Raw genomic sequence first — 26,928 nt, 5'->3', positions numbered from 1 at the left:
CTAACCTAGCGACGTGGAGACACGGATAGCACTGGATGACGCTACGGAACTGACACGAACGGGTGACATTTGGCTGTTCCGCGGTGAGAGCGCGGCCGATCGGGCGATCCAGCTGACCACCAACAGCCCGGTCAACCACGTCGGGATGGCGGTGGTACTCGAGGACCTGCCGCCGCTGATGTGGCACGCCGAGCTCGGCCGCTCGCTGCCCGACGTGTGGACCGGCCAGCACCAACGCGGCGTACAGCTGCATGACCTGCGCGATGCGGTGCTCACCTGGTCGCGCAAGTACGGTCAGCGCGCTTGGCTGCGGCAGCTCGAGTACCCGGTCACTCGTGAGACAGAGGACGCCGTACTGCGTACCGTCGCGCGCCTGGACGGTACGCCGTTCCCGTCGACCGCGCGACTCGCATCCCGCTGGTTGCGCGGGCGGATCCCGCAGTTCCGCCGGGGCGAACGGGAGCTGAAGCTGGAGAGCGCTTACTGCGCTGAGGTCGTCGCGCTGACGTACGAGGAGATGGGACTTCTCCCGGCCGGCAAGCGGATCAACTGGTACGACCCGGGCCGCTTCTGGAGTGGCGACGACCTGGATCTGACCGGTGGCGCGAAGCTGGGCGAGGAGATCGCCGTCGACATCCCGCCTGCGTAGTAGTCGCGCCGCGCGGGCTCAGTCGGTGTGGCGGGCGCGCATCCACAGGATCACGTCGAGCGTGCGCAGTAACGTGATCCGCGGGCCGAGCTCGGCCGACTTGTGCGCGTGCTCGAGATGGTCGCGGACCTGAGCGGTCAGTGCCTCGTGGAACGAGATCCACCAGTTGGCGCCCTTGCCGAGATCGACCAGCTGGTTGACCTGGTGGTCGTAGATCGGGATCAGTCGCGGCCGCTTGCGGGCCAGTAGTTTGCTCGCGGTGACGCCGGAGGTACCGTGCTCGCCGCCGTTCCACGCCATCGCCCGGAACTTCGTGAACAGCCGGTACGCCGCCGAGCGCGGACTCAGGTCCGAGCGGGCGACGTCCCAGAGGTCGACGTCGGCCGGGATCTCGGTCAGCAGCTCGCTGATCTCGGCGGAGTCCTCCCCGAGCAGCCTGGCCGAGACGGTGATCGGCAGCCGGATGTTGAGCGCGGACAAGGCAACGATGTCGTCGGCGGTGAGCCGGTTGCGGTCGCGCTCCTGGTCGGCCGGCGAACCGATCTGCTCGAACCAGCGGCCCGGGTAGCCGGTGTTCGGCGGCCCGTCCTCGAAGTAGGCCCGCAAGTCTGCTACTGCCTGCGGGTCGGTGACGATGTCCAGCAGTCTGCTGGAGAGGCTGGTGTCGATGGTGAGTTGCATGGTCCCCCCGCTTTATCCCGGTCGCGGCGCCTTCCGGCTTCCCCCCGCGCTTCCATATGGGCTATCGAGTGGAATCGTTGCCGCGTTACATCGGATCTGTGCGGTTCCAGAAAGTGTCGGTGGCCTGTGGTTGGCTGGTGGCAGTTGGCAGCGACGCTGAAGGAGGCGCCGGATGTATGCCGTCATCGACACCGAGACCACCGGGCTGTCGCCGGGGTATCGGCACCGGGTGATCGAGATCGCCGTCGTGCTGCTCGACGCGCACGGGCGGTTCGAGCGGGAGTGGGTGACGCTGCTGAATCCGCAGCGCGACCTCGGGCCGCAGCATATTCACGGGATTCTGACCGCGGACGTTCTGGCAGCACCGGACTTCGCGCAGATCGCGGGCCGGCTCGGGTCGTTGCTGGCCGGGCGGATGGTGGTCGGGCACAACGTGGAGTTCGATCTCGGGTTCCTGCGGGCGGAGTTTGCCCGGATCGGGTTCCGGGTGCCGCTGATCACCGAGCGGTCGATGTGCACGATGGCGCTGGCCGGCTATTTGTATCCGGGGGCCAAGCGGACGTTGGGTGCCTGTTGCTCGGCGGCCGGGATCTCGATCGAGGGGTGGCATTCGGCGCTTGCGGACACCCGGGCGACGGCACAGCTCTTCAGCCACTATCTGCGGTCGTTTCCGTCGCCTCCGCCATGGCAATGGGCTTATGAGGAGATCAGACACCTGCCGTGGCCTGCGTTGCCGGGTGCGGATGGGGTGGCGACCGTGCGACCGGTGCATGCGGGCGGTCGGCATGGCTGGATGAGCAGGTTGGTCGATCAGTTGCGGCGGGTGCCGGAGCCGCCGCAAGCCGATTCGTACCTGGCGGTGCTCGACATGATCCTGGCCGATCGGGAGATCAACGAGGCCGAGGCGGATCAGCTCGTGCACGTCGCGACGGATCTCGGGCTGACGCGGTCGGAGGTGGACGAGCTGCATCGGCTCTACGTCGCCGACCTGGCGGATGCGTTGTGGAGCGGGGGAGTGGTCAGCCTGGAGGAGCGGACGGATCTCGATCGCGTCGCGGTGATGCTGGGGCAACGGGCTGCGGATGTCGACGATGCTTTGCTGCGGGTGAGCGGCGGGGAGTACGACGTACCGGCTCGGCCTGGGGCGCAGGGGTTCCCGGCTGGCAGCCGTCTGGTGTTCACCGGCGACATGGTGGAGCCACGCGAGATCTGGTGGGACCGAGCGGTCGCAGCAGGCTTCGTCCCACAAGAGGCAGTCCGCCCGGACACCACCTTCGTAGTCGCCGCCGACGTCGACAGTCTGTCGGTCAAGGCACGAGCTGCTCGCGAGTTCGGCGTACCGATCGTCGCCGTCGAAGACTTCGTCCGCATGCTGCCGGATCGAGGGGAGCGGAAGGCCGGCTGACGTGCTGGGCCGGGGGCCGGGCCAGGGCCGACGGTCTCGGTAGGGTGCAGCCGTGGAGATCAGTGAGCTGGGGGAGCGGATTTATCGGGCGTCGCATTTGACCGGGGAGTTTGTGCTGCGGTCGGGGATCACGGCGACGGAGTACTTCGACAAGTACCGGTTCGAGGCGGATCCGGTGTTGCTGGACGCGATCGCGGAGGCGATGGTGCCGTTGGTGCCGGCTGGGACTGAGGTGCTGGCTGGGCTCGAGATGGGTGGGATTCCAGTGGTGACGGCGCTCGGGCGGCATACGGGGTTGCCGTGTGCCTTCGTCCGTAAGGAGGCCAAGACCTATGGGACCTGCCGCCTCGCGGAGGGGGCCGAGGTGGCCGGCCGTCAGGTGCTGATCGTCGAGGACGTCGTCACCAAGGGCGGCCAGATCGTGCTGTCCACCCAGGAACTGCGCGCCCTCGGCGCCCAGATCTCCGAGGCCGTGTGCGTGATCGACCGTCAACTCGGCGGCGCCGAGACCCTGGCCGCAGACGGCATCAAACTGATTCCCCTGCTGACCGCAGCCGACCTCGCTGCCTGACCAACCGCAAGTCCGGGTCCGACCTGCCGCGGGTCCGGCTGACGCGGGGTCGGCCCGGCCTACTGCGGGTTTGGTTTTGTGCCTACGGCGCAGCGGGCCAGGCCTGGGATGCGGACCTTGCCGTTTTGCTCGAACGTGGCGACGTTTGTGATGGCGTGGGTGCGGATTCGGGCTTGGGCGTCGGCGTCGAGCTTTTGGAGGGCGGCGACGGCCAGGGAGACGTGTTCGCTGATCATGGCCCAGTACTGGTCGGGGGAGTCTGTGACGAGTTCGAGGGGGACGTTCCACTCGGCGACGTCGTGGAGGCCAGCCTGTTCGTACAGGGCGGTGATGGAGCCGGGGGCGGCGCAGCGGTACATCGTGGGGGCGCCAGGGGCGGGTGGTGGGAGTTCTGTTTCGGTGGCGATCGCATCCATGGCGATCGTGGTCCACGGGTTCTGGTCGGGGCTGACCCAGACCGACGCGGCCAGGCGGCCGCCGGGCTTGAGGACGCGGGCGAACTCGGCGGTGGCTTGAGCCATGTCCGGGAAGAACATGTAGCCGAAGCGGACCGAGACGCTGTCGAAGGTGGCGTCGGCGAAAGGTAGGTCGTCGGCGCTGCAGACCTTGGTCTCGATGTTGCCGATACCTTGTGCCGCGGCTCGTCGTGCGGCGACTTCGAGCATCTCAGCCGAGAGATCGGTCAGTACGACGCGTCCGTGTGGGGCCAGCCGGGCGATGCTCAGACCCGGCTCGCCCGTGCCGGAGGCGATGTCGAGGTGCTGTTGATCAGCGGCGATGTCGAGCCGCTCGATCATCGCCGTGCCGACCGGGCCGAGCTGGTCCATGATGACGGCGTCCCACTTCTCCCAGCCCGCGGACAGCCTGGCCCACGCCGCGCGCTGGCCGGCGCGGATCTCCTCCGAACTCGGCATCAGCTCAGCCCCTCGCGAGTCAGCGATCGGCCTGGTCGTCGACCTGTTCGATCTCGAAGCGCAGCGTCTTGCCCTGGCGGATCCGTTCGACGGCGGCCAGGCAGGCCTCTTCGCTCATGTGCACGCCGATCTCGCCGAGCTTGTTGCGCAGCACCAGCGCCGCGTCCTCGGGCGAGCGCGAGCTGGACTCGTTGATCGCCTCGATCGTGGTGGTGGTGAGCTTCTCGCGGATGTCCGGATGAACCTGGTGGATCTCGTGAGTGATTCTGAACTCCGACATCGCGACCTCTCCCTGTGACGGCCTGCCCGTGACGTCCAGCCTAGTGCCCACATCCACCGCAACGATGCTGTCAACAACCGTCGATGTAGGTGAGGGCGCGGGCCGGGTCGTGGTTGCGGAGGTCGGCGCCGAAGTCGACGTGGGCCTTGAGGCGGAGCAGGAGGGAGACCCAGGTGGCCGGGTCGGGCTCGCCCTCGTGGGTGAAGGTGAGGTCGGTGCCGCGGTTCTCGTCGGGGGCCAGGGCGAAGGAGATCCGCTCGCCGAACAGGCGGACGACGTACAGGTGCTCGCGGACGGCGCGCTCGATCGGGGCGTCGTCGGTACGGTCGCCGGGCAGCACGAAATGGATCACCCCGTCGCTCTCCGGGGCCGACTCCGCCCAGAACCGCGAGCGGCCCAGCGGCGTACTGATGGCGCGGTAGACCTCGCTCGGGGCCGACTTGAAGTGGACCTTCCACTGCGTCGAACTCACTGGACCTCCTGATCGGCCGACGGGTTCGGCTGCCTGCCGATTCTGCGTCACAGACCGGTCACCGGCGGTCAGTTGACGAATCAACTCAACCCTGTCAGGGTTGACAGTGCAAAGTTAAACTACCCTCTTTGGGAGGCGGACTGCATGTCCACTGACTATTCCGAACTCACCGGTGACTACACGATCGACACCTCGCACAGCCGGATGGGCTTCAGCGCCCGGCACGCGATGGTCGCCCGGGTACGAGGTGGTTTCGACGAGTTCGCCGGGTCGGCGCACATCGACGGCGAGAAGCCGGAGAACTCCACGGCCCAGGTCACCATCCAGGCCAAGAGCATCGAGACCCGCAACTCCCAGCGCGACGAGCACCTGCGCAGCAACGACTTCCTCGACATGGACAACCACCCGGAGATCACCTTCGTCTCCACCGCGGTCAAGCCGGCCGCCGACGACCACTTCATCGTGACCGGCGACCTGACGATCCGTGGCGTGACGAAGTCCGTCGACGTCGACTTCGAGTACACCGGTCGCGGCGTGGACCCGTTCGGCAACGTGCGGCTGGGCTTCGAGGGTTCGGTCACCCTGAACCGCAAGGACTTCGGCGTGAGCTGGAACGCGGCCCTCGAGGGCGGCGGCGTGCTGGTCAGCGAGAAGGTCAACCTGGAGATCGAGGTCTCGGCGATCAAGAACGCCTGATCACCGCGGCTCTGACTCGCGGCGCTGTCGGCCGGCCGGATGCCGGGCCTGATGTTGCGGTAGCCGGCCGGTTCGTCGCAATGCTGTCACAATCACCGGCGGACACCACCTGGACGTGGTTCGTGACATTTCACCCGGGAACAATCGGGTTTGAGTGTCATCCCAGGTCCAGGGGGTCCGCCGATGATCGACACGTCGTTCTACCGCTGGCTCCGGCCCCTGTTGAGGCGCCGGCGTCGAGGGCTCCGTGCACCCGAGGAGTTCCGGCCGCGCGGGACGAGCTCCAAGATCAGCCGGCTCTCCGCCCGGTACGACGCCGAGGTGGATGCCGCGCTCGAACGACTGTGGCCGAAGGCGCGGGTCTATCACGATCGCGAGTTCACCCGCGATCGCGCCGACTTCCTGCTGGTGGTCCGCGGGCGCGGCGTGATGATCGAGACGAAGGTGAAGAGCGACCCGGGACTGTTCCGGGGCTCGACGCTGCCGCCGTTGCTCGATCGGCTGCAGCGTGATGGCCGGCGGCTCGTGGTACTGCTCAACCAAGGGGATCCGACGCCGGCTCGCGAGCTGGTTGCCGCCAAGCTCGGCGACAAGGCGCGGGTGATCGTCTGGTCGGGTCCGGCCGACGACGCCGCTCTGTGCGAAGCGGTCGAGTCGCTTCTCAAGCAGGCCACTCGGCACGCCTGAATCGGACGATCTGAAACAGACAGCGCGGAGAGCAGTGGCTGCTCTCCGCGCTGTGAGTTGGCTCCGGACCGCGAGGTGTGCCCAGGATGGACGGCGGCACGGAGACGTCTAGGGGTACTACGAGGTGCTGCTCGCCGCCCGATGATGGCGGGTCAGCAGGCTTGCGGAGTGGTGCTGCCGCCGTCGACGACCCAGTGGCCCTGGACCAGTTCGACGCGCATCTGGTCGAGCCATCGGGTCGGCGTCCCGGCCGGGAGGACGCTCTTGCCGTTGGTGTCGACCGTGCGGGCTTGCTTGGTGTCGTAGCAGGCGCGGACGATCACGCCGTTGGAGCGCAGGACCCGCTTGGCCCACAGCACCTTGGTGACGCCGGTGTTGTGCAGACGCTTGGCCCGGAAGTACTTCGCCTGCTGGCCGATCGCGGTGTACATCGTCGGCGTCATCACCGGCGCGAGCTGCTCGGTCGACCGGCCGCCACTGCGCATCATCACGTCGAACGCGACGCGGTAGTCGTAGTACGCGTTGATCACCGGGTCGTTCGAGGCGGCCACACCGGCGCCGGGTTGGGAGCCGTTGGCCACCGCGTCGGCCACGCCGGGTTTGGCGGCCTTGTGGGCGCCCGGTGACGACGCTGCGACCTCGGCGGCGTCGTCATGGCCGCAGCCCGCGAGCATCAGGACCGGGATCAGCGTGGCGGTCACCGCCAGGTTCCGAATGCGCATGTTGTCCGAACCTCCTGTCGGCGCGGCACTGCCGCTCGCACCCTCCGGCACTGACCGTGTAACGCTGAGACACGGACCGTGGTCACTGTGACCTAGATCACAGTCGACCCGGTACCGGGGTAGGGGGTGCGAATTGGCTCCGTGGCGCGATGTTTCCGGCACCGCTGATTTCTAGGCTCGATCTCAGTTACTGAGACTGAGGAGTCGACATGACGGACCCTGTCCGAACCCCCGCGCCCCCTGCAGACGAACCGCTATCCGGTCACCACCCCTTGACAACCCGCCCGAGCGATCCGCGACGTGGCAGCCCGCCGGCGCGCCGGTCGCTCCGAAGCCGACTGCTCCGGTCGATCGCCTACGGCCTCGCCCTGGTCCCCGTGAGCTTGCTGACGTTCGTGCGCACCCTGCTCGGCCGTTCCGACGCGGTCCATCAGACCTGGCGCGAGCTCGCCCGCTTCCAGGGCTCGCCGGACCCGATCCGACTGCGTCGCCCCGGACTCTTCAGCTCTCTCCTCAGCGCGGTGGTGAGCCTGGTGCTGGGTCTGCTGAGTTGGTTCCTCGTGATGCTGCTCGTCACGGCCGTCGTCCGCGGCCCGTTCTACGGCTTCGTCGAACACGGCCCGTTCGGCCCCGGCACCTGGGGTGGTCCGACCAAGGCCGGCGCCTGGGCGGTACACGCTGCCATCTCCGTTCCCATCGTCATCTTGATCCCCTTCGTCGTCCGCGGGCTGGCGCTGCTCCAGGCTGTGTCGATCCGCCGTCTGTACGGCTCGGCCACCTCTCGATTGGTGCTCCCGGCAACGATTCTGCTGGCGATCGCGGGCGGTGCCTTCTTCTACTCCTGGACCCAACAGCTCTGACCTGAGCTGGATTCTGACTAAGGTCGTGAGATGAGCTCGAGGTGGCCTGTTGGGCGAGCCGGGATCTGGGCGGCGCTCGGGGTCGGCGCGTTGCTGGTGCTGACCAGCACTGACCTCGGTCAGCATTACCAACTGCCGATCGGGGCCGCCTTCGCGCTCGGGGTGATGCGAGCGCTGGCCTTGGCCTTGGTGTGGCTGAGGCCTCCATGGGCGTTGCCCGTTTCGTTGGCCACCTCCGTCCTGACCGCGATCGTCTGCGTCCCGGTATCGCCCGACGAAGCCTGGCCCTGGCCGGTCACCGGAGTCTTCGGCCACTCGCTGGTGTTGGCCTTCGCCGGCGCGCGAGGCGCCACTGGCTTGGGGGTTGGAGGTGCTCGGGCCTCGTCGCGTTGGGTGCTGGGCGGTTGGTGGGTGGTGACGCAACTGGTCGGCGTGGTGGGGATGGTGTTGGCGCCGGAGCGTGGGTCGTGGGCCGGGCTGCTGACGATGGCGTTGTTGTCTGCGGTGGCGGTTGTGGTTGCCGATCTGGTGAGGTCTCGGGCTGATGCACGGCAGCAGCTGCTGGAGCAGGAGGAGATCAGCGCGGCTGAGCGGGCTCAACGAGCTCGCTGGCAGGAGCGGGCGCGGATCGCACGGGAGTTGCACGATGTCGTCGCGCACCATCTGTCGGTCGTTGTCGTCCGAGCAGACAGCGCACCCCATCGGCTGACCGGCTTGCCAGCCGACGCCCGCGAGGAGTTCGCCGGGATCGCCGAGGACGCTCGCGCCTCGCTGACCGAGATGAGACGCGTACTACGCCTGCTCCGTGAGAACCCATCCAGTGGCCGGGCCGACTCCGAGCTGGGTCCCCAGCCGGGCTTGGCCGACCTGGAAGAGCTGATCGCCACCACCCGACGGGCCGGCGCCGATGTGCGGTTGGAGGTCGAGTCCTCTGCGGACCTGGATCCCGCGGTCGAGCTCACGGCGTACCGGGTGGTGCAGGAGGCGGTCAGTAACGCGGTACGGCATGCGCCGGGCGCGGTGGTGGAGGTGAGGGTTCGACGGATCGGTAGCGAGTTGAATGTGAGTGTTGTGAACGGGCCCGTGGATGCTGCGATCGCGTCGGGGAGTGGGCATGGGCTGATCGGAATGCGTGAACGTGTTGGTTTGCTGGATGGTCGCCTCCACGCGGCACGAACTGCTGACGGTGGATACCGGGTAGAAGCCGTCCTACCCGCTGAGAGGGGCGTGGAGTGACGGTTTCTGTGGTGGTTGTGGATGATCAGCCGGTGGTGCGGGCGGGGTTTGCGGCACTGCTCGGGGCGCAGCCGGATCTGAGTGTGGTGGGGGAGGCAGGGGATGGGGTCGAGGCTGTCGAGGTGGTGGGGCGGGTTCGGCCGGATGTCGTCTTGATGGATGTACGGATGCCGCGGATGGACGGGCTGGAGGCGACTCGGCGGATCTTGGCTGAGCTCGCGCCGGGGGAGCCGCCGCGGGTGATCATGCTGACGACCTTTGACCTTGACGAGTACGTGTACGACGCGTTGCGGGCTGGGGCGAGTGGCTTTCTGCTGAAGCATTCGTCGCCGGACGAGCTGGCGGCGGCGGTGCGGATCGTCGCGGCGGGGGATGCGTTGCTGGCGCCGTCGATCACCCGGCGGCTGGTCGAGGATTTCGTGAAGGTGCGGCCGGTGTTGCCGGCGGCCGCGGCCGAGTTGACGCCGCGGGAGACGGACGTCCTGCGCTTGGTGGCGCGCGGACAGTCCAATCGGGAGATCGCGGCGGCCCTGGTACTGGCCGAGCAGACGGTGAAGACTCACGTCAGCCGGATCCTCACCAAGCTGAACCTGCGGGATCGGGCCCAGGCCGTCGTCTACGCGTACGAAGCCGGCATCGTCGCACCCGGACCACGCCGTTGAGAGTCGCACCAGGACCACGCCGTTGAGAGGAGACACGATGGACGCGCTGGGTCGACTGCGAGGACTGTGCCTGGCTTTGCCGGAGACGACCGAGCGGCTGAGTCACGGTGAGCCGACGTGGTTCGTCCGGGACAAGAAGACCTTCGTGATGTTCGCCGACCAGCATCACGACGACCGGACGGCCTTCTGGTGCGCGGCTCCCGAAGGCAGCCAGGAGTCGTTGATCGCCAGCGACCCGGAGCATTTCTTCCGGCCGCCGTACGTCGGGCACCGCGGCTGGCTCGGTGTCTACCTCGACGTCCCCGACGTCGACTGGCCGCAGCTCGCCGAGCTCGTCGAGGACGCCTATCGCCAGGTGGCCCCCAAAACGCTGGTCGCTCAACTCGACCAGCCCCACGATTGACGCCTCAGTCGATCAGGTCGACCGTCGTCTGGAGCAAGCGGGGCAGTTCGGTCGACCATGCCTCGGCGGAGGCCGGAGTGGTCCACTGCCAGGACTGGATCTGCCCCGCCGATCGACGACCGAAGATTGCCCGGAACAATTCGTACGTGTCCGTATGGACCTCGGCCACGGGCTCCCCGGAACCGAGCTGATAAGTACCGTCCGGCGTCACGATCGACAAGGTGCCGGCCACCTCGTCCGACGGGCGCGGATCGGGGAAGACCCAGTCGAGCGTCGCCAGCCAGATCTCCCGCGGCGGCCGCCCGATCCCGGTCGCGCCGTGCAGATCGGCCTCGTGCGTGCCGGCGTCGACGTACGGGTTGCAGATCATCGGGTGGGCGGTGTCGCCGCTCAGGATGAGCTTCTCCAGCGCCGGCCCGGTCGTCGTCGCCCATTCGTCCAGGACCTGAGTCGTCGGCATCGAGCGACGGGCGTCGACCTGGACGGCGGTCCACGGCGGCCTGGGCGCGCCTTCGAGGTTGCCGGAGACGAAATCGGCGGCGGCGCCGGACAGGTGCGCGATGACGTCGTGCACGGTCCACTCCGGGCAGGCCGGCACGCGTCCGGCCAGCACCTCGGGCCCGAAGCTCTGCACGGCGTCGGTCAGCCGCGCGCGCGTTCCGGCGTACAGGTCGACACTCGTGGTTGCGTCCATCGGTGGTCCCTTCTGAGCACTGTCTTTCCATCATGACGAACAGCCCGGGGCGGAATCGACGGCCGATAGGGTGGCGCGGTGGATGAGACCGCCCTAGAAGCACCCGCCAAGGCGATCAACGACAAAGTCGCCATTGCCCTGTCGTTCGGCAGTTCAGCCGCCGTGATGGTGCTCGAGCTCGTCTCACTGCGACTGGTGGCGCCGTACCTGGGCCTGACTCTGGAGACCAACACCGCCGTCATCGGCGTCGCTCTGGCGGCCATTGCGACCGGTGCCGCGCTGGGTGGCCGGATCGCCGACAGCACGCCGCCCACCCGGACGCTGGGGCCGATGATCCTGTTGGCCGGAGCCCTGGTGCTGCTGATCCTGCCGGTGGTGCGCTGGACCGGCGAGACCCTCCGGGGAGGTGGCAATGAGGCGGTCTTCCTAGCAGTCGCCGTCGCCCTGTTCCTGCCTGCCTCACTGCTCGCTGCGGTGACGCCCATGGTGACCAAGCTCAGACTGTCGAAGCTGAGCCAGACCGGTACGGTCGTCGGCCGGCTGTCCGCCTATGCGACGGTCGGCGCGATCGCCGGCACCGTACTGACCGGGTTCGTGTTCGTTGCCAAGGTCCCGACGAGCACGATCGTCCTGTGCCTCGGCGGCCTGCTGGTGCTCGCCGGAGCCGCCCTGACGGTTTTCTTCCGCGGTCTGAAGGCCGCTAGCCGGCCACTGGCTCTCGCACTGATCGGTACTGGCCTGACCCTGGTGGCGCCGCGTCCGTGTGAGGTGGAGACGGCCTACCACTGTGCCCGGATCGAGAAGGACCCAGCGCGGGCCGACGGCCGCATCCTCTACCTCGACCAGCTGCGCCACTCCTACATCGACCTCGCGGATCCGACCTACCTGCAGTTCCAGTACACGAAGGACTTCGCGACAGCGATCGAGTCCAGATGGCCGGAGAGGTCACCGCTGCAGGCGTTGCACATCGGTGGCGGCGGGCTGACGATGCCGCACTATCTCGCGGCCACCAGGCCGGGGACCAAGAACAAGGTCTACGAGATCGACCCCGGCGTGATCGAGCTCGACAAGGCCGAGCTGGGTGCCAGGCCGGGCCCGGATCTCGACATCCAGATCAAGGACGGGCGGCTCGGCGTACGGTCCGAGCCGGACGACAGCCGGGACCTGTTGGTGATGGATGCCTTCGGTGGGGTGGCCGTGCCCTGGCACCTGACCACTCGCGAGATCGTCGCCGACCTGCGCCGGGTGCTCGAGCCGGACGGGCTCCTCGTTGCCAACATCATCGACTTCGGTCCGCAGGCGTTCCTCAAGGCCGAGCTCCGTACCGTCGCCGCCGAATTCCCGTACGTCGCACTGATCGCGAAACCTGCCGAGCTGGCGGGAAATGCAGGCGGCAACTTCGTCCTGCTCGCCGCCGACCAGCCATTACCCGGTACTGCGATCCGCCAGCGCCTCGGCACCACCGGCGGCTACATCGACGACCCCGACGCGCTGCAGCAGTTCATCGGCGACGCACCGTTGCTCACCGATGACTACGCGCCGGTAGACCAGCTCCTCACGCCCTTTCCGACTTGAGACGGTTGAAACCGAGCAGCGAGACGCGCCACGGGTGGAGTTGTGATCCGGGCCGAAGGCTTGTTGCATGTGCACATGCACCCACGCGCAGGCCAGCCCGCTCAGCCCGAGGATCTCGTCGACGTCGACGCGCTGCTCGCGGCGTACGAGGGGATCACGCCGGACGTCGAGAACCCCGCCCAGAAGGTCGTCTTCGGTACGTCGGGCCACCGCGGCTCGTCCCTCGACGGCGCTTTCAACGAGGCCCACATCCTGGCCATCACGCAGGCCATCTGTGAGTACCGCGCGGGCGAGGGGACCACTGGGCCACTCCTGGTCGGCCGGGACAGCCACGGCCTCTCGGAGCCCGCTTGGCGGACCGTGCTCGAGGTGCTGGCCGGCAACGGCGTGCAGACCTTGGTGGACAGCGCAGACCGGCTGACCCCGACCCCTGGTGTGTCCCACGCGATTCTGCGGCTCAACCGTGGCGCTGGAGCGGGTGCCGACGGCATCGTCATCACACCGAGCCACAACCCGCCGCGCGATGGCGGGATCAAGTACAACCCGCCCCACGGCGGCCCGGCCGACTCCGACGCGACCGGCTGGATCGCGGCCCGCTCGAACGAGCTGATCGCCGGTGGCAACCGCGAAGTACGCAGGGTTCCGTTCGAGGCGGCGAGGGCGGAGGCGGGGGAGTACGACTTCCTCGGGCACTATGTCGACGACCTGCCCTCCGTGCTCAACCTGGACGCGATCCGCGCGGCCGGTGTCCGGATCGGCGCCGACCCGCTCGGTGGCGCGAGTGTCGACTACTGGGCGGCCATCGCCGAGCGGCACCGCCTCGACCTGACCGTGGTCAACCCGCGGATCGACCCGGCCTGGTCGTTCATGACGCTCGACCACGACGGCAAGATCCGGATGGACTGCTCCTCGCCGTACGCGATGGCCTCGCTGGTCGCCCAGAAGGACCGGTACGACGTCGCGACCGGCAACGACGCCGACTCCGACCGGCACGGCATCGTCACGCCGGACGCCGGCCTGATGAACCCGAACCACTACCTCGCGGCCGCCATCTCGTACCTGTTCGCCAACCGGCAGTGGGGTGCGGACGTCGCGGTCGGCAAGACACTGGTCTCGTCGTCGCTGATCGACCGGGTGGTCGGCGACATGGGCCGCCGGCTCTGGGAGGTGCCGGTCGGGTTCAAGTGGTTCGTGCCCGGCCTGATCGACGGCTCGGTCGGATTCGGCGGCGAGGAGTCCGCGGGCGCGAGCTTCCTGCGCTTCGACGGTACGGTCTGGACGACGGACAAGGACGGCATCCTGCTCGCGCTGCTGGCCAGCGAGATCACCGCGGTGACGGGGGAGACGCCGTCGCAGGCGCACGCCAAGCTGGTGGAGAAGTTCGGCGCATCGGCGTACAGCCGGGTGGATGCGCCGGCCAGCCGTGAGCAGAAGGCCAAGCTGGGCGCGCTCTCGGCCGACGCCGTGACCGCGACCGAGCTGGCCGGCGAGCCGATCCTCGACCGGCTGACGAGTGCGCCGGGCAACGGCGCCGCGATCGGTGGGCTCAAGGTCACCACGGAATCCGCGTGGTTCGCCGCACGGCCGTCAGGGACCGAGGACCTCTACAAGATCTACGGCGAGTCCTTCAAGGGCGCGGAGCACCTCGACGAGGTCTTCGCCCAGGCCCGCGAGGTCGTCTCCCAAGCCCTGGCCTGAACTATCTGACGAAGGCGTCGACCAGTCGGTCCAGGTCGGCGCCGGGGTCGTTGGTGAGGCCGCTGTGGATGGGGCTGGGGTGGACGACCGTACTGCGAGGCGCGGCCAGCCAGCGGAAGCGTTCGCCGATTCGGGTGGCGGCTGCGGGGCCGCCTTCGGGCTCGCCTGCGCAGATGGCGCGGAGGTGCTCCAAGGAGGCGCAGACGACGTCTACGTCGACCGCTGGGTCGAGGGCGCGTAGGCGGAGCGGGTCGACGTCCCAGGAGGCGCCTAGGAAGTCCAGGGAGCGGCAGTAGAGGACTGCGCCCACGTTGACGAACTCCCCGCGGTGGATGCGGGGTGCCGCGCGCAGGATGACGTAGTCGAAGGGGACGAGGTTCACCGCGGGGTCGAAGGGCGCCAGGCTCACTGTGCACCACCCGGCAGCCAGGCGGACCGATCGGCGAGTCTGGCGGTCAGGTGACCCAGATACCGCTCGCGGTCGCCTTCCTCGATCCACTCGCCCGGCACCAGCGCGATCACCTCGGTCAGCAGCTCGGGAGTGATCGCCGCCGCCAGCTCGGCGTCAACGGCCGGTACCGAGTCGGCGACGTCACGGAACACGTGATCCTGCGCGTCGTACGCGAGTCCGGTGAACTTCTCGGCGGACATCCAGGAGTGGTGGAAGTACAACGCTGCTCCGTGGTCGATCAGCCAGAGTTGCTTGTGCCAGACGAGGAGGTTCGGGTTGCGCCAGGACCGGTCGACGTTGGCGACGTACGCGTCGAGCCAGAGGATCTTGGCCTGGGTGGTCTCGTCCGGTTTGCCGCTGGAGCCGTCGTAGCCGAAGGAGCCGGGCAGGAAGTCGACGGCCAGGTTCAGGCCGGCGCTGCGCAGCAGTAGTTGCTGGATCTCCTGGTCGGGCTCGGACTTGCCGATCAGCGGGTCGAGCTCCATCAGCTTGAGCTCCGGCACCCGCAGCCCGAGCCGGCGGAACAGTTCGCCGACGATGATCTCGGCGACCAGTGCCTTCGGGCCCTGGCCGGCGCCGTGGAACTTGAGCACGTAGGTGCCGAGATCGTTGCCTTCGACAACACCGGGCAGCGAACCGCCTTCGCGTAACGGCAACACGTACCGGGTGGCGGTCACGATCGGCAGACTCACCCGGCCGAGCCTAGTGCATGCCTGGTGACCAGCAGTGGCACGGTTTCCAGCACGTCGGCGCCGGGTACGTCGAAGGCATCGCTACAGAGGAGTTGCCTTGAGCCATCCGTCCATGGGCGTCGAGGAGGAGTTGCTGCTGGTCTCGGCCGGTGGCGACCCGGTGCCACGCAGTAAGGCCGTCGCCGCGGGGACTGACGGGGTAGACATCGAATTGGAGCTGACCAGAGCCCAGGTGGAGATCAACTCGCCTGTGTGTCAAACGGCTGATGAACTGCGCTACCAGTTGACCTGGGCGCGGTCCAAGCTCGCGGAAGCCGCAGCGGAGGAGCATGCGCAGTTGCTCGCGATTGCTGTGCCTCCCCGTGGAGTTGCGACTCAACTGATCACCAGGAAGCCGCGGTACGAGCAGATGGCGGCCCGCTACGGGTTACTGGCTCGTGAGCAGGCCGTGTGTGCGTGTCACGTGCACATCGACGTACCGGACAGGGAAGCCGCTATCCGGGTCAGCAACCATCTGCGGCCGTGGCTGCCTGCTCTGCTGGCGTTGACGGCGAACAGTGCGGTCTATCTGGGGCAGGACACCGGTTACTCCAGTTGGCGATCGATCATGTTGTCGCGCTGGCCTTGCTCGGGCCCACCGCCGTACTTCGAATCCGCCGAGCACTACGACGCACTTGTCGCCATGCTGGTCGCCACGGACAGCATCATGGACGAGCGGATGGTCTATTGGGACGTGCGCCCGTCCAGCCACCTGCCGACGGTCGAGATACGCGTGAGCGATGTACCGCTGACCGTCGACGAGACAGTGCTGCTTGCGACGCTCGTCCGCGCACTGGTGATGACAGCACTCGACGACGGCGGTCTGGGCCCGAAGCTCGAGCCGGAGGTACTACGAGCCGCCTATTGGCTCGCAGCACGCGACGGGATCACCAGCAACGGGCTGGAGGTACTCAAGGCCCGCCCGCTACCTATGAGCGAGCTACTCGGCCTACTGCAGCGACATGTCTCGCAGGCGCTCAACCAGCTGGGTGAGGCCGACATGGTCGCCGAGACGATCCAGCGAGTACTCCGGGAGGGCAACGGCGCCGTCAAGCAACGCCAGGCCGTCCGGGACGGCTTCGACGTCGTTGCCCTCACTGCGGTAGTGGACTAGCGCAGGAAGTCCTCCAGGCCGTGGAGGTCGTCCGTGTTCAGGTGGTCGACTCCTGCAGCCACCAACTCCGACCAGACGGCCTCACGGGCTGCACCCGGGACGTCCGGGGTCTCCCAGAAGCGGACCCGGTAGCCGGCCGCGTGGGCAGTGGTGACGATGGTCTGCAGCTTGGTGCGCTCGCCAGCCGGGAACGGGCCGATACCTCGCCAGGTGAAGTTGTTCGACCAGTTGTCGCTGACCAGCGGCATCAGCGACGCGGGCAGCTTGGAGTTCAGGTCGCTGAGTCGGCCGTCGTAACCGGCGTACCGGACCTTCTGGGCCTTCAGCACGTCGAGCGGGCGGTTGCCGCTGATCACCGACGTGACCGCGCCGCGGTAGGTGTGGCCACCGGCGAAGACCGTGCTGATGCCCTTGTACTTCCGCAGTGCCGCATCAACAGCCGCGTACGTCGAAGGCCCGTCGCTCTTGATGTCGATCAGCAACTGGAAGTTCCGTCCGTGCCGGTAGACCTCGCCGTGGTTGTCCCGAACCCGCTGTGCGAGCGGCTTCAGGTACAGGCTCTCGAGATTGCGACCCGGCATCGCGTCCTCCAGGTCGTGCGCGACCCGGAGCTCGCCGTCGACCAGCCAGACGTCGGCCTCGACACTGTTGAAGCCACGGTCGAGCGCATCGGTCAACGGCTGCCGGTGCTCGTAGTCGTTGTGCGCGTGAGCCGCCGGCAGCGCGCGGACCGCCGGAGCGTCGTACGCGACCGGCAACCGGAACCCGTTCGACCGGACCACCGACCGCACCCGATCGGGGTAGTCCGAGATGATGCCATCGACACCCTTGTCGATCAGCGACTGCATCGTCGCCGGGTCGTCGACCGTCCACGGCACCACCTTGATCCCGGCCTGGTGAGCCGACCGGACCATGTCAGCAGTGACATACGGCTTGTACGCCGGATCCGTCACGCGACCGTCCTGCGGGAACCCGTGCACCGGCGAGATCGCGTCCGCGCCGAACGACGCGGCCGCCTTCACCAGATCGCCACCGAAGTCGTCGATGTCGATACCGCCGAGCCAGGGCGACTTGCCGGGCTGGCCGGTCTGCAGGAAGTCGTAGTTGGTCAGCGCGACGATCGGCAGCTCGGGCGCGACCTGCCGCATCCGCATCAGCGAACCCCAGTCGAAGCTCTGGATCGTCACCTGCCGGCCGATCCGGGCCTTGCGGATCTCGGCCGCGACCACCTGGACGAACTGCTCGCGCGGTGCCGTCTGGGTCGGCGCGCCCGCCTCGACCTTGGTCTCGACGTTGAGCTTGACCTTGTCGGCGTGGAAGCGCTTGACCAGCGCGAAGACGTCGCGCAGCTCAGGCATCCGCGCACCCGGGTCGGGCGTCTGGCCCGGGAAGTTCGCCTGCGGCAGCGAGCCACAGTCGAGTTGCTTGACCTGCTTCAGGGTCAGCGTGTTGATGAACTTGCCGACGTACGGGTACTCCGGGTCGCCCGGCGTGTAGGGCGCGGTGTCCTTGCACTTCGCGCCGGTGACCTGGCGGTCATGGGTGACCACCGCGTAGCCGTCCTCGGTGATCTGGACGTCGAGCTCGAGCGTGCTGACGCCGAGCTCGAGGCCACGCGAGAAGGAGGCGATCGTGCTCTCCACGGTCAGCCCGAGGCCGCCGCGGTGAGCCTGGATGTCGAAGTCGCGGCTGTGACGGGCGTCGTCCGGCGCAGCGGCACCAGCAGGTAAAGCGGACGGGAGGAGCAGACCGGCGGCGAGGGTAAGGAGCAGCGCGCGGGGGAGGCGGCGCATGAGGGCATCCTTTGCGTAGGGAACGGCGGTTGGCGCCGATGGTTGCCCGCGCAGGGATACCCCGGCCCTCGCGAAGGTAGCCGGTAAGTGGCCGACGGGTAACCCCTCGCCGTCGGCCACTTTTTTACCGCTACTCGTACTGCAGTGCCTCCAGCGGGTTGAGCCGGGCCGCGCGACGGGCCGGCCAGATGGCGGCGAAGATGCCCACGACCACCGAGACGATGGCGAAGACGATCAGCTGCCCGGTGGGTACGGCGAAGCTGACCTCGTCCAGCCGGGCGGCCAGCAGTGACGCCAGGCCGAGGCCGAGGATGATGCCGATCACCGCCCCGATCAGCGCCGTGATCACACTCTCGTGCCGGATCATCCGTTTCACCTGGCGCCGGGTCAGGCCGATCGCCCGCAGCATGCCGAGCTCCCGGGTCCGCTCGAACACGGTCAGCACGAGCGTGTTGACGATGCCGAACAGGCTGACCAGGACCGACAGCGCGAGCAGCACGTAGAGCACGTTGAGCAGGCTCTTGATCCCGCTCGCCTGGGCGTCCTTGAACTGCTCCCGCGTCTGGGCCTTCGCGTTCGGGAAGTTGGCGAGCGCCTTCTCCACCACCGCGGTGTTCGCGGCCGTGACCCCGCCGTCCATCTTCAGGAACGTGTAGAGGTTCAGCGGCTGCGGGGTGGCCGCGTCGAAGGTCGTCGTCGAGATCGTCACGTCGCCGAACGGCGAGCCGCCCGCCGGAGGTTTGAAGATGCCTTTCACGGTCAGCGGCAGGCTCTTGCCGACGACAGTCGTCATCGAGAACGTCGAACCGAGCGCCAGATTGTGCTTCTTCGCGTAGTCCTCGTTGACGATCGCGCCGTCGGCGCCCAGCGTCCCGAGCGTCTCCTGCGAGCCGCTCTTCCAGTCGAAGCGCAGTACCGACGGCGCCTGCTCATCGACCGCCGTGACCTGGATCGTGTCGCCGAACACCTGCCCCTGCCCGCCACGCACACTCGAAGCGGCCTGTACTCCGGGAACCTTCGCGACCGCGGCTGCGACCGTCGGCGGCAGCGGGCTGAAGTTGTTCTGCGCCGCGACCGCGTAGTCACCGCTGAAGATCCGGTCGACGGCGTCCTCGAACGGCTTGATGATGCCCGCGCCGAGAGTCGCCACCAGCGTGACGAGGGCCAGCCCGATCATCAATGCGGCAGCCGTCGAAGCGGTCCGGTGCGGATCGCGCCGGCTGTTCTGCCCACCGATTCCAGCCGCAGGCCCATCGATCAGTACGCCGGGGAACTCCGCCGGCCACTCGGGCTCCCACGAGCTCACCCGCCGCCGGATCGCCATCGCGGTGACCACGACGAGCAGCACCGGATTCAGCACCGCGCCGAGTACGAACCCACCGGCCCGCTTCAGCCCGGACCCCGGTCCCCAGTACCCACGCCGCAGTAGCCAATAGGGCAAGGAGAACAGCGGCCACGCGAGGATGGTCAGCACGAGTACCGACCCACGAGCCACCGGATCGGACGCGGCCGCCAACGGACGTACCAACTGCGCCGCGAACAACGCGATCCCGATGAAGATCAGCAGTACTCCGACCGCCAGCAACGTCAGCAGATTGCCCGTGCCCAGCCCGTTGACGAACAGCCCGACCACGACCAGCGCGACGCCGGCCAGCGTCAGCACCACAGCGCCCAGTGCGCGGTACCGGTGGAAACGGCCCGGTGGCAACGAAGCACCTTCGCGAACGGCCGCGATCGGTGGGACCCTCGTCGCTCGCATGGCCGGTCGAAGACTGGCCAGCAAGGTCACGAGGATGCCGACCGCCAGCGCGACGACGATGGTCCGGCCGCGGAACACCAGCCCGTTGTTGGGCAGGGTCAGCCCGGCCGCGTCGAAGATCTTGAACAGCCCGGTAGCGATTCCGAGCCCGAGGAACAGCCCGGCGACGGCCGCCACCACGCCCGTCAGGAGCGCCTCGAGCACGACCGTGCCGAGGACCTGACGCCGCGAGGCGCCGAGCGTCCGCAGGGTCGCGAACTCACGGGTGCGCTGGGCGATCGTGATCGACAGCGAGTTCGCGATCACGAACGAGCCGACGAACAGCGCGATCCCGCCGAAGACCAGCAGGAAGGTCCGGAAGAAGTTCAGGAAGTCGCTCGTCCCGGCCGCGTCCTTGGCGGCCTGGTCCTCGGCGGACCGCACCTGAGTGCCTTCCGGCAAGACCTTCTGGACGGCGTCGATCAGCTGCTGCGGCGACGTGCCGCTCTTGGCCTTCAGCAGGATCTGATCCAGCTTGCCCGGTTTGTCGAACAGCTTCTGCGCGGTCGGCAGCTGGAAACCGGCCAGCGTCGCGCCGCCGATCGACGACACCGAGCCGAACTCGACCAGCCCGGAGATCCGCATCTGCTGAACTTCGCCGCGGGCCTGCACACCGATCGTGTCGCCGGTCACGAAGCCCTTCTTCGAGGCGGTCTGGGTGTCGATCACGACCTGGTTCGGCCCCGGCCAGTCACCGTTCACCAGCGCGAGCGAGTTGAACTCCTGGTGCTCCGGATCGACGCTGAAGCCGAGGTTGGGCGCGCCACCGAAGGCGATCGACTTGCCGTCCTTGCCGATCAGCTGCGCCTCGCCCGACACCGCGCCGCCGGCCACGCCGACCTCGGGAAGGGCCGACACCTTGGCCAGCAGGGATTCGTCGAACGGCGGCGCCGGCGCGGTCCCGTCCGGTACGTCGAACGCGGTCTTGCCGGTGATCGCCGCGTCGGTGTTCTTGTAGTTGTCGGAGAAGATCGAGTCGAACGCGCTCGAGATCGAGTCGGTCAGCACGTACGTCCCGGACACCAGCGCGACGCCGAGGACGACGCCGATCGCGGTCAGCGCCGTGCGGAGCTTGCGGCTGAGCAGCCCGCGCAGCGCGAAGCCGGTCACTGCAGGTCCAGCGAGTCGATGATCTGCAGGATCTCGTGCTGGTCGGTCCGCCCGGTCTCCTTCACGATCTCGCCGTCGGCCAGGTAGAGCACCCGGTCGGCCATCGCGGCAGCCTTGGCGTCGTGGGTGACCATCACGGTGGTCTGCCCGTACTCCTCGACCGAGCTGCGCATCAGCTGCAGGATCTCGTTGCTGGTCCGCGAGTCGAGGTTGCCGGTCGGCTCGTCGGCGAAGATCACCGTCGGGCGGGAGACGAGCGCACGGGCGATCGCCACCCGCTGCTGCTGGCCGCCGGACAGTTCGGCCGGGCGGTGCGTGAGCCGGTCGGCCAGGCCCACCCGGGCCACCAGCTCATCGAAGTACACCGGGTCGGGCTTCTCGCCGGCGATCGTCAGCGGCAGCACGATGTTGTCGCGCGCGGTCAGCATCGGCAGCAGGTTGAAGAACTGGAAGATGAAGCCGATGTGCTTGCGGCGCAGCTTGGTCAGGTCGTCGTCGCCCAGGGTGGTGATCTCGGTGCCGCCGATCTGCACCGACCCCGAGGTCGGCTTGTCCAGCCCGGCCAGGATGTGCATCAACGTCGACTTGCCCGAGCCGGACGGTCCCATCACCGCCGTCAACTGGCCGGCGGTGATCTCCACCCCGACCCCCCGCAGCGCCTTGACCGCGGTATCGCCCTCGCCGTACGTGCGAATCAGGTCCTTCGCCCGCACGACGGTCGTCTGTCCCTCCGTCATGCTGTTCGCCCTCCCAAGCGTTTCAGCGGCCCCCAGAACCGTCGTGGTTCCGAGTCTGCTCTTACTGGGAGTGATCGCGACAGGGGGTTTCCCCCGACCGGACCCCGAGATCCGGCCGGGGGAGCGCTGGTCCTCGGGTCAGCGCTTCTTCTGCAGGCCCGCCTTGATGCCGGCGCCGAAGCCGGACGGGGTGCCCTTGTAGTCCTTGATCAGTGACGGCTCGTCGGCGCAGTCGCTGACCACCCAGCCCCACGCGAGATACGAAATGTTGCGCGCGTCGGCGTACTTGGTGAGCTTGTCGGTGAACCGGTGGGTGCAGTCGGTGTCACCCATCTCGCCGATCACGACCGGTACCTTGGCCGCCACCTTGTCGATCTCGGGCCAGCGCGCCTGGTCCCGGTACGGCGAATCGAGCGGCAGTCCGTAGATGTGCACCGACGCGGCGAGCTGGTTCGCCGGGTCGACCGGCTTGAACTCCAGCCAGCGGCGCAGCGATCCGGCGTACTCGGGACCCGGCACGAGGATGACATTGTTGGCTCCAGTGGCGCGCACGATCACGACGAGTTCCTGCATGCCGGCCGTGACGAACTTGACGCCGGGACAGGTGCCACCGTCGCGCACGCATTTCCAGGCGGCCGTGGTGTCGCGGTTGTTGTCCGGGTACGGCTCGTTGAACAGGTCGAACATCACCGCGGGGTTGTTCTTGAACGTGGCGGCCACCGACCGCCAGTACATGGCCGAATAGATCCGCGACGGCATCACCCGCTGGTCGGTCGCCTTCTTCGCGTCGGTCTGCGTCCAGTGCTCGTCCACGATCACGGTCATCCCGGCGGTGGTGAGCTTGGTGACCCAGGCCGTGATGGCGTTCCGGTACGTCGAACCGCGCATGCCGGGCCGGACCTGAGTACTGCCGAGCCAGCAGGTCTCGTTGAGGGGCACCCGGACCGCGTTGACGCCCCAGGCCTTCATGGCCGCGATGGTCGCGTCGGTGGCGGGAGCGTCGAAGATCCCCCAGCCCTCGGAACAGGCGTACTGGGCGCCGGAGTGGTTGACGCCGCGCAACTGGACTTTCTTGCCGGTCTCGTCGACGAGTTGGTTGCCGACCACCCGGACACCGGGCGCGACCTTCGCGTCGGCCTTCGGGATCGATACGGTCGAGGGTCGGGCGACAACGGTGAGTAATGCGATCAGGGCAGCGACAGCCGCCGCGGCCAGGGCTTTCCGCACTGGGTTCTTCTCCTTGTTCAGTCCCCAGGTTCTCTACTGCTTCGGGCTACGGCCCCACCTCCGCGGTTCCCTGCCTACCAGTGCCGATCCGTGACCTGCAACCGGATGCCCGTTTGCTTCAAGCCATCGCTTGGATGGAACTAACGCAGTCCGCGGGCCGGTCAGGCGTGGACCGGCGGGAAAAGTTAACGGTCGAGATCACGGAAAGATCACGACGCGAAAAATCCGGCCAGCGCAGGATGCTGACCGGATTCGCAAGACTTGGTGCCGGACCGGGAAGCGCCTCACGGCGCGAGGCCGCTCGAAGCGGCTAATTTTGGGACCCGGGGCTACCGCGGCCCGACACCTGCATCAGTGTAGCGAACTACCACAGGTTGCCGGTGCGTTCGGTGCGTGCCGCGGTCTGCAGCTGGTCTGCCAGTTCGACGAGTTTGGACGCCGACCGGACCAGGTCGTGGGTGTCGTCGGCCAGGTGTGCCCGGCCGGTCGCGACGATCCGCGCGAAGGCGGCCGCGCGGTCGAGAGTGGTGGCGAAATCGCCGGTCGCGACACCTCGTAGTACGGCGTCGACCATGTCCCGTACTTCGGTCGGCCCGGGCGGATCGGCGACGCCCGCGACCACGGCGTGGACCTCGGCGTACTTGCGCCCCGTCGCGTATTCGCGGGAGACCTCCTCGGCCGAAGCATGCACCCAGGAGCGCAGCAGGTAGAGCCGCCACAGCGTGCCGGGCAGCGAGTCCGCCGGCGAGTCGGACCACAGGTCCGCGAGTTCGTCGAGGCCGTAGTCGTCGGCGAGTTTGACCACCCGCGCGATCACCTCGGCGTCCTCGCTCGACCGCGCGCCGCGCACCAGCAACTCCGCGGTCCGGTGCGCCACCTCGGCCACCGCGGCCGGGTCGTGCGCACCCGGCAACGACTCGAACAACTTGGCACCCGGCAAGATCGGCCGGCGCGGCGTAGGAACGGTCACCCGCCCATCGTGCCTGACGGCCCCCAACTCCGCATGCCGACCCGGCGCAGTCAGTACAGTCGAACCATGGCGGGTGGAAAAGGCAAGTTGGCCAAGAATGTTGTCAAGTACGGCGTGCGGTACGGGCCGATGGCGTTCGAGGCGGTCAAGCATGGGCGCGAGCCTGCCCAGCAGGCGTTGCAGGCGGCGCTGGCCAAGCGGAACGCCCGGAAGAAGGCGATCGAGCACGCGTTGACTGTGCGGGACGGGTCGCTGTTGAAGGTGATCAAGGACGGGCAGGCCGTCTTCTTCGTCTTCAGCGGGGATGCGATCGTCACGACCTATCCGCCGGTGGCGCAGTCGTCCTATCCGGAGTTGTTGCGGCATGCGGATCTGGATCGGCGCGAGAACGCGGTCGTGCTGGCGGCGAGCAAGCCGAAGCTGACTGATCGGCTGCCGAAGATCAAGCGTCGCCGATAGAGGGTTGACCTGCTTGTAACACGCAGGACCCGGCGTAGCAACAGCTCCCGCGCACAGTGGAAGGACGTGTCCACGAGGGAGGGCGTCACCATGCTCTGGAAGATCAGGACCGAACTCGCCGACCGGCCGGGTGCACTGGCCGAGCTCGCCGCACGCTGTGGTGCCGACGAGATCAACATTCTGAGCCTGGAGGTCTTCACCGCCGAGTCCGGGGCTGTCGACGAGCTGGTTGTCTCCACCGGCGTCGGCTGGACCGCGGACGACCTGACCGCACTGGTCGCCGAAGCGGGCTGCACCGGTACTACGGTCCGCCCGTGCCAGGCCGATGTCCTCCATGACGGCCCCACCCGCTACCTGCGCGCAGTACTGCGGCTCATCGACGACCCGATCTCCGTGGACGAGGAGCTGGAGAGTCTGCAGGGGTTCGATGAGTACACGCCGGCCGAGTGGGCGCGTGCCGACGTACTGGTCGAGATCGCCGGCCGGCTGGCCGAGCGGGAGGTCGGCCCGGTCCAGGAGCCGCCCCGGCCCGGCAGCGCAGTACCGGAGTTGCGCAAGGCCACTGTCGACGATGCCGAGGCAGTAGTCGCCATGCACGACCGGTGCTCGTACGAGAGCCGCACCCGGCGGTACCACGTCCCCATGCCGAAGCTCACGGCCCGTACTGCGCGCCACCTGTCGGCCCCGGCCGGCGGGATCTCCATCGTCGCCGCAGCGGGTGAGGCCGTCGTCGGGATGGCCACGGCTGCTCCCTGGGACGAGCTGAGTGGCTCGGCGATGGAGATCGCCGTACTGGTCGAGGACGGCTGGCAGCGGCACGGTCTGGGCTCGCAACTGCTGCGCCGGGTGATCCGGGAGGCCCGGGATATGGGTGCCGACCGGGTGGTCTGCATGGTGCAGCCGGAGAACGACGCGATGCTGCGAACCGTCGAGGGCCTGCGCATGCGGACCAGGGTCGTCCAGGACAGCGGCCACCTGATGGTGACCGTCGCACTGTCCGACCAGAGCCTGTCGCATGCGGTGGATCGGCCGTCGGTGCCCTATCGTCAGACGCGTGCCATCCCTGCCCGGTCGTAACCCCCACGGCCTTCTCGTCAACCTGCCCGCGAGCACGCGCTCGCCGGTGGTGGAGTTGTCCAGGCGGCTGATGATCGCGCTCGGCCTGCTGGTGCTGATGGTCTGCATCGTGCTGGTCGACCGGGGTGGCTACAAGGACACCTACGACGGCAGCGTCGGTTTCATCGACAGCATCTACTACGCGACCGTGACGCTCACCACGACCGGGTACGGCGACATCACTCCGGTGACGCCGACCGCCCGGCTGGTGAACGCCTTCATCGTGACACCGCTGCGGATCGCGTTCCTGGTGGTGCTGGTCGGCACGACGCTCGAAGTCCTGGCGAACGAAGGTCGCCGCATCATGCGCGACTCGCGATGGAGGAAGCGCATGAAGGACCATGTCGTTGTCGTCGGCTACGGCACCAAGGGCCGCTCGGCCGTGCAGACCCTGCTCAGCAACGGGGTCAAGCGCACCGACATCGTGGTGATCGACCCGCGCGCGCAGGCGATCGGTGACGCGGGCAACGATCAGATGGCCGCCTTCCACGGCGACGCGACCAACCGGACCGTCCTGCGCCGCGCCGAGGTGATGACCGCCCGCGAGGTGATCGTCACCACCGATCGCGACGACTCGGCGGTCCTGGTCACGCTCGCCGTCCGGCAGTTGAACCCGAACGCGCACATCGTCGTCGCGGTCCGCGAGGAGGACAACGTCCCCCTGCTGCGGCAGAGCGGCGCGGACGCGGTCGTCACCTCCTCGGAGGCAGTCGGCCGACTGCTGGGCCTGTCCGCCGTCAGCCCGAACCTGGGCGAGGTGATGGAGGACCTACTGACCTACGGCGAGGGCCTCGAGGTCGCCGAACGCCCAGTCCTCGGCCGCGAGGTCGGCAAGGCACCGTCATCGGTCCCCGACCGCGTCGTCTCGGTCGTCCGCGACGGCAAGGTCCACCGCTACTACGACTCGTCCGTCTCAGTCCTGGCCGCCGGCGACAAACTAATCGTCGTCCGCCCCGCCAAGGAAACCCCCTGGGCGGAACGCCCCGGCGCCGACGACCAGGAAGAGTAAACCCTTCCCCTGCGCCCTTCCCCCTGCCCCACCCACTCCCGGCGACCTTGAACACCAAACGGCGACCTTGAACACCATCCGGCGGGCGTGAACACCAAGCGGCGACCTTGAACATGAAGCGGCGACCTTGAACACGTTATTGCCTGTTCATGGTCGCCGTTGCGTGTCCGAACCCACATGTGGCGGGCTTGCGCAGGGAGTGGCGACC

At 68.0% G+C, this 26,928-nt stretch carries 28 protein-coding genes; 15 read left to right on the top strand and 13 right to left on the bottom strand.

Translation table 11 applies throughout. The annotated features are described in order from the left end of the window. Nucleotides 1-13 precede the first annotated feature (13 nt). On the top strand, nt 14-649 hold the full coding sequence (locus ABD768_RS38275) for a hypothetical protein (RefSeq protein WP_343966373.1): 636 nt from the start codon (nt 14-16) through the stop codon (nt 647-649). Between the two features lie 18 nt (nt 650-667). On the opposite strand, the gene ABD768_RS38270 is transcribed toward ABD768_RS38275, so the two are convergent. Then, on the bottom strand, nt 668-1,330 hold the full coding sequence (locus ABD768_RS38270; protein ID WP_343966372.1) for a DUF6308 family protein: 663 nt from the start codon (nt 1,328-1,330) through the stop codon (nt 668-670). A 172-nt stretch (nt 1,331-1,502) separates the two neighbouring features. Here ABD768_RS38270 and ABD768_RS38265 point away from each other — a divergent pair, with 172 nt between their 5' ends. Next, nucleotides 1,503-2,735, top strand: coding sequence for an exonuclease domain-containing protein (locus ABD768_RS38265; protein ID WP_344849130.1), 1,233 nt, complete (start codon nt 1,503-1,505; stop codon nt 2,733-2,735). 52 nt (nt 2,736-2,787) lie between these two features. Further along, nucleotides 2,788-3,306 carry an orotate phosphoribosyltransferase gene (gene pyrE / locus ABD768_RS38260; RefSeq protein ID WP_344849128.1) on the top strand — a complete coding sequence of 173 codons (519 nt, stop codon included), beginning with the start codon at nt 2,788-2,790 and terminating at the stop codon, nt 3,304-3,306. A gap of 59 nt (nt 3,307-3,365) precedes the next feature. Here pyrE and ABD768_RS38255 read toward each other — a convergent pair whose 3' ends face one another. The 3 genes from ABD768_RS38255 to ABD768_RS38245 form a co-directional block, all read right to left on the bottom strand. Continuing rightward, the gene (locus ABD768_RS38255) at nt 3,366-4,220 is read right to left on the bottom strand and encodes a class I SAM-dependent methyltransferase (RefSeq protein ID WP_344849126.1); all 855 of its coding nucleotides are present in this window, start codon (nt 4,218-4,220) and stop codon (nt 3,366-3,368) included. A gap of 19 nt (nt 4,221-4,239) precedes the next feature. Beyond that, nucleotides 4,240-4,500: a hypothetical protein gene (locus ABD768_RS38250; RefSeq protein WP_343966366.1), complete on the bottom strand. Its 261-nt coding sequence runs from the start codon at nt 4,498-4,500 to the stop codon at nt 4,240-4,242. Nucleotides 4,501-4,570: 70 nt separating this feature from the next. Continuing rightward, entirely contained in the window at nt 4,571-4,972 is a 402-nt protein-coding gene (locus ABD768_RS38245) for an SRPBCC family protein (RefSeq protein WP_344849123.1), read from the bottom strand. 144 nt (nt 4,973-5,116) lie between these two features. On the opposite strand from ABD768_RS38245, the gene ABD768_RS38240 reads away from it, so the two are divergent. After that, nucleotides 5,117-5,668, top strand: a complete 552-nt coding sequence (locus ABD768_RS38240; protein ID WP_343966362.1) for a YceI family protein — start codon at nt 5,117-5,119, stop codon at nt 5,666-5,668. A gap of 183 nt (nt 5,669-5,851) precedes the next feature. Further along, a complete protein-coding gene (locus tag ABD768_RS38235) occupies nt 5,852-6,355 on the top strand; it encodes a hypothetical protein (RefSeq protein ID WP_343966360.1) in 504 nt (167 codons plus the stop codon). 152 nt (nt 6,356-6,507) lie between these two features. On the opposite strand, the gene ABD768_RS38230 is transcribed toward ABD768_RS38235, so the two are convergent. Continuing rightward, nucleotides 6,508-7,077 carry a hypothetical protein gene (locus tag ABD768_RS38230; RefSeq protein ID WP_344849121.1) on the bottom strand — a complete coding sequence of 190 codons (570 nt, stop codon included), beginning with the start codon at nt 7,075-7,077 and terminating at the stop codon, nt 6,508-6,510. A 377-nt stretch (nt 7,078-7,454) separates the two neighbouring features. Here ABD768_RS38230 and ABD768_RS38225 point away from each other — a divergent pair, with 377 nt between their 5' ends. The 4 genes from ABD768_RS38225 to ABD768_RS38210 are packed head-to-tail and all read left to right on the top strand — an operon-like array spanning nt 7,455 to nt 10,238. Further along, nucleotides 7,455-7,937 carry a hypothetical protein gene (locus ABD768_RS38225; protein WP_344849119.1) on the top strand — a complete coding sequence of 161 codons (483 nt, stop codon included), beginning with the start codon at nt 7,455-7,457 and terminating at the stop codon, nt 7,935-7,937. 30 nt (nt 7,938-7,967) lie between these two features. Next, a complete protein-coding gene (locus tag ABD768_RS38220) occupies nt 7,968-9,173 on the top strand; it encodes a sensor histidine kinase (protein WP_344849117.1) in 1,206 nt (401 codons plus the stop codon). Next, a complete protein-coding gene (locus ABD768_RS38215) occupies nt 9,170-9,835 on the top strand; it encodes a response regulator (protein ID WP_344849115.1) in 666 nt (221 codons plus the stop codon). Before ABD768_RS38220 ends, ABD768_RS38215 begins: the two co-directional genes overlap by 4 nt. Nucleotides 9,836-9,872: 37 nt before the next feature. Further along, a complete protein-coding gene (locus ABD768_RS38210) occupies nt 9,873-10,238 on the top strand; it encodes an MmcQ/YjbR family DNA-binding protein (RefSeq protein ID WP_344849113.1) in 366 nt (121 codons plus the stop codon). 4 nt (nt 10,239-10,242) lie between these two features. Here the strand turns inward: ABD768_RS38210 and ABD768_RS38205 are convergent, their stop codons facing one another. Next, nucleotides 10,243-10,932 (bottom strand): maleylpyruvate isomerase family mycothiol-dependent enzyme, encoded by a 690-nt coding sequence (locus ABD768_RS38205; RefSeq protein ID WP_344849111.1) that lies wholly within the window; start codon nt 10,930-10,932, stop codon nt 10,243-10,245. Nucleotides 10,933-11,010: 78 nt separating this feature from the next. Between ABD768_RS38205 and ABD768_RS38200 the strand changes: the two genes are divergently transcribed. Together ABD768_RS38200 and pgm are read left to right on the top strand one after the other, a co-directional pair. Then, complete coding sequence (locus ABD768_RS38200) at nt 11,011-12,507, top strand: fused MFS/spermidine synthase (protein ID WP_344849109.1); 1,497 nt, start codon at nt 11,011-11,013, stop codon at nt 12,505-12,507. A gap of 75 nt (nt 12,508-12,582) precedes the next feature. Continuing rightward, a complete protein-coding gene (pgm, locus tag ABD768_RS38195; protein WP_343966341.1) occupies nt 12,583-14,205 on the top strand; it encodes a phosphoglucomutase (alpha-D-glucose-1,6-bisphosphate-dependent) in 1,623 nt (540 codons plus the stop codon). A gap of 1 nt (nt 14,206) precedes the next feature. On the opposite strand, the gene ABD768_RS38190 is transcribed toward pgm, so the two are convergent. Both ABD768_RS38190 and ABD768_RS38185 read right to left on the bottom strand, forming a co-directional pair. Continuing rightward, a complete protein-coding gene (locus ABD768_RS38190) occupies nt 14,207-14,614 on the bottom strand; it encodes a DUF3037 domain-containing protein (RefSeq protein ID WP_343966338.1) in 408 nt (135 codons plus the stop codon). Further along, nucleotides 14,611-15,348 (bottom strand): HipA family kinase, encoded by a 738-nt coding sequence (locus ABD768_RS38185; protein ID WP_344849106.1) that lies wholly within the window; start codon nt 15,346-15,348, stop codon nt 14,611-14,613. Before ABD768_RS38185 ends, ABD768_RS38190 begins: the two co-directional genes overlap by 4 nt. 97 nt (nt 15,349-15,445) lie before the next feature. On the opposite strand from ABD768_RS38185, the gene ABD768_RS38180 reads away from it, so the two are divergent. Then, nucleotides 15,446-16,501 (top strand): carboxylate-amine ligase, encoded by a 1,056-nt coding sequence (locus ABD768_RS38180; RefSeq protein ID WP_344849104.1) that lies wholly within the window; start codon nt 15,446-15,448, stop codon nt 16,499-16,501. Here ABD768_RS38180 and ABD768_RS38175 read toward each other — a convergent pair. From ABD768_RS38175 to ABD768_RS38155, 5 genes are all read right to left on the bottom strand, one after another. Beyond that, a complete protein-coding gene (locus ABD768_RS38175; RefSeq protein ID WP_344849103.1) occupies nt 16,498-18,294 on the bottom strand; it encodes a glycerophosphodiester phosphodiesterase family protein in 1,797 nt (598 codons plus the stop codon). The genes ABD768_RS38180 and ABD768_RS38175 overlap by 4 nt on opposite strands. Nucleotides 18,295-18,424: 130 nt before the next feature. After that, nucleotides 18,425-21,202, bottom strand: a complete 2,778-nt coding sequence (locus ABD768_RS38170) for an ABC transporter permease (RefSeq protein ID WP_344849102.1) — start codon at nt 21,200-21,202, stop codon at nt 18,425-18,427. Next, nucleotides 21,199-21,939, bottom strand: a complete 741-nt coding sequence (locus ABD768_RS38165) for an ABC transporter ATP-binding protein (RefSeq protein ID WP_344849100.1) — start codon at nt 21,937-21,939, stop codon at nt 21,199-21,201. The genes ABD768_RS38170 and ABD768_RS38165 overlap by 4 nt, the downstream gene beginning before the upstream one ends. Before the next feature lie 138 nt (nt 21,940-22,077). Further along, entirely contained in the window at nt 22,078-23,166 is a 1,089-nt protein-coding gene (locus tag ABD768_RS38160; RefSeq protein WP_344849098.1) for a glycoside hydrolase family 5 protein, read from the bottom strand. A 364-nt stretch (nt 23,167-23,530) separates the two neighbouring features. Next, nucleotides 23,531-24,136: a hypothetical protein gene (locus ABD768_RS38155; RefSeq protein ID WP_343966323.1), complete on the bottom strand. Its 606-nt coding sequence runs from the start codon at nt 24,134-24,136 to the stop codon at nt 23,531-23,533. A 66-nt stretch (nt 24,137-24,202) separates the two neighbouring features. Here ABD768_RS38155 and ABD768_RS38150 point away from each other — a divergent pair, with 66 nt between their 5' ends. From ABD768_RS38150 to ABD768_RS38140, 3 genes are all read left to right on the top strand, one after another. Further along, complete coding sequence (locus tag ABD768_RS38150) at nt 24,203-24,595, top strand: hypothetical protein (protein WP_343966321.1); 393 nt, start codon at nt 24,203-24,205, stop codon at nt 24,593-24,595. Nucleotides 24,596-24,661: 66 nt separating this feature from the next. Beyond that, a complete protein-coding gene (locus tag ABD768_RS38145; RefSeq protein ID WP_343966319.1) occupies nt 24,662-25,672 on the top strand; it encodes a GNAT family N-acetyltransferase in 1,011 nt (336 codons plus the stop codon). After that, nucleotides 25,638-26,720: a potassium channel family protein gene (locus tag ABD768_RS38140; RefSeq protein WP_425552066.1), complete on the top strand. Its 1,083-nt coding sequence runs from the start codon at nt 25,638-25,640 to the stop codon at nt 26,718-26,720. Before ABD768_RS38145 ends, ABD768_RS38140 begins: the two co-directional genes overlap by 35 nt. Nucleotides 26,721-26,928 lie beyond the last annotated feature (208 nt).

Origin of the sequence: Kribbella ginsengisoli, from assembly GCF_039537185.1 — a bacterium.
GTDB classification, from domain to species: domain Bacteria; phylum Actinomycetota; class Actinomycetes; order Propionibacteriales; family Kribbellaceae; genus Kribbella; species Kribbella koreensis.
This window is presented reverse-complemented; position numbering and strand designations above follow the sequence as displayed.

Bases quoted from the DNA above. Each gene is read 5' to 3' on its own strand.
- ABD768_RS38150 (WP_343966321.1), top strand. From the start codon at position 24,203: ATGGCGGGTGGAAAAGGCAAGTTGGCCAAGAATGTTGTCAAGTACGGC.
- ABD768_RS38250 (WP_343966366.1), bottom strand. From the start codon at position 4,500: ATGTCGGAGTTCAGAATCACTCACGAGATCCACCAGGTTCATCCGGAC.
- ABD768_RS38175 (WP_344849103.1), bottom strand. From the start codon at position 18,294: ATGCGCCGCCTCCCCCGCGCGCTGCTCCTTACCCTCGCCGCCGGTCTG.
- pgm (WP_343966341.1), top strand. From the start codon at position 12,583: ATGCACCCACGCGCAGGCCAGCCCGCTCAGCCCGAGGATCTCGTCGAC.
- ABD768_RS38235 (WP_343966360.1), top strand. From the start codon at position 5,852: ATGATCGACACGTCGTTCTACCGCTGGCTCCGGCCCCTGTTGAGGCGC.
- ABD768_RS38165 (WP_344849100.1), bottom strand. From the start codon at position 21,939: ATGACGGAGGGACAGACGACCGTCGTGCGGGCGAAGGACCTGATTCGC.
- ABD768_RS38205 (WP_344849111.1), bottom strand. From the start codon at position 10,932: ATGGACGCAACCACGAGTGTCGACCTGTACGCCGGAACGCGCGCGCGG.
- ABD768_RS38220 (WP_344849117.1), top strand. From the start codon at position 7,968: ATGAGCTCGAGGTGGCCTGTTGGGCGAGCCGGGATCTGGGCGGCGCTC.
- ABD768_RS38210 (WP_344849113.1), top strand. From the start codon at position 9,873: ATGGACGCGCTGGGTCGACTGCGAGGACTGTGCCTGGCTTTGCCGGAG.
- ABD768_RS38270 (WP_343966372.1), bottom strand. From the start codon at position 1,330: ATGCAACTCACCATCGACACCAGCCTCTCCAGCAGACTGCTGGACATC.
- ABD768_RS38230 (WP_344849121.1), bottom strand. From the start codon at position 7,077: ATGCGCATTCGGAACCTGGCGGTGACCGCCACGCTGATCCCGGTCCTG.
- ABD768_RS38265 (WP_344849130.1), top strand. From the start codon at position 1,503: ATGTATGCCGTCATCGACACCGAGACCACCGGGCTGTCGCCGGGGTAT.
- ABD768_RS38255 (WP_344849126.1), bottom strand. From the start codon at position 4,220: ATGCCGAGTTCGGAGGAGATCCGCGCCGGCCAGCGCGCGGCGTGGGCC.
- ABD768_RS38240 (WP_343966362.1), top strand. From the start codon at position 5,117: ATGTCCACTGACTATTCCGAACTCACCGGTGACTACACGATCGACACC.